This window comes from Priestia sp. YIM B13489 (assembly GCF_042787645.1).
GTDB lineage: Bacteria > Bacillota > Bacilli > Bacillales > Bacillaceae_H > Priestia > Priestia megaterium.
This window is the reverse complement of the sequence record NZ_JBHZOQ010000013.1, coordinates 1-1,002: the sequence shown is the minus strand read 5'-3', so window position 1 is coordinate 1,002 and position 1,002 is coordinate 1. Positions and strand designations below refer to the sequence as shown.

Below are 1,002 nucleotides of genomic sequence, written 5' to 3'. Positions count from 1 at the left end.
AGGAGGCAACAATTATGGAACAAGGTAAAGTAAAATGGTTTAACGCAGAAAAAGGTTTTGGATTCATCGAACGCGAAAACGGAGACGATGTATTTGTACATTTCTCAGCAATCCAAAGCGAAGGCTTCAAATCTTTAGACGAAGGTCAAGCAGTTACATTTGACGTAGAACAAGGTCAACGCGGCCCTCAAGCTTCTAACGTTCAAAAAGCGTAATCCATCATAAATATAAAAAGACAGACTCCTTGGAGTCTGTCTTTTTCATTTCCTTGAAAATGTCATAATAAAACCCTATCCACTGAGGAATAGGGCTTATTAATACAAAAATAGTAATCGGTAATACAAATGGTAAATTCAGTATAGCACAGTATAGACAAAATCCAAACTATAAATCAATATTTATTCATGTTTCATTAATTCTTCTTCAAAGAAAAACGTACTTGGATATTTATCCACTGTATAAGAGTATCTTTTCATGTTTTTTACATAATGGCTTTTTAAGATGATCACTCTTTCATTAGATGCTTTTATATTTACAATTTCTCCATTGGAAAATAAGCTTATACTCATATCCCTCATCCTCTCTCCTATCAAAAATAATCAAATTTTTAACTTTATTTATCGGGAAATATAATGTACATCTCTTAAGGCTAATCCAGCGAAGGTTAGTTACTTTTGATACCTTCAGGCGTATGTGTACTCCTAAGGCATACAGTTCTATAACCATAAGGGGGGTTTTTCTCTTTTTTTGCGACACGGCATTTTACATATAGGTAAACCTTCATTAATAGCATTCTGTCACAAATGTCTCTACTTATTTTTTAAGTAATCTTTTTAAATTATTAAAATCCAAAGCAAAAAGACCCCTATGTGGAGTCTTTTTTAGTTTTAATTATGCTACTTTATGAACGTTAGCAGCTTGTGCTCCACGTTGGCCTTGTTCGATGTCAAACGTTACTTTTTGACCTTCTTCTAATGATTTAAAGCCTTCACCTTGAATAGA

At 33.1% G+C, this 1,002-nt stretch carries 3 protein-coding genes; 1 reads left to right on the top strand and 2 read right to left on the bottom strand.

The features are described from left to right. The first annotated feature begins 14 nt into the window (after positions 1-14). A complete protein-coding gene (locus ACFX4W_RS00750; protein WP_013058096.1) occupies positions 15-215 on the top strand; it encodes a cold-shock protein in 201 nt (66 codons plus the stop codon). 183 nt (positions 216-398) lie between these two features. Here the strand turns inward: ACFX4W_RS00750 and ACFX4W_RS00745 are convergent, their stop codons facing one another. Further along, positions 399-569: a hypothetical protein gene (locus tag ACFX4W_RS00745; RefSeq protein WP_013058097.1), complete on the bottom strand. Its 171-nt coding sequence runs from the start codon at positions 567-569 to the stop codon at positions 399-401. Positions 570-891: 322 nt separating this feature from the next. After that, the coding region (locus ACFX4W_RS00740) for a cold-shock protein (protein ID WP_377558983.1) at positions 892-1,002 on the bottom strand (111 nt) is incomplete at its 5' end.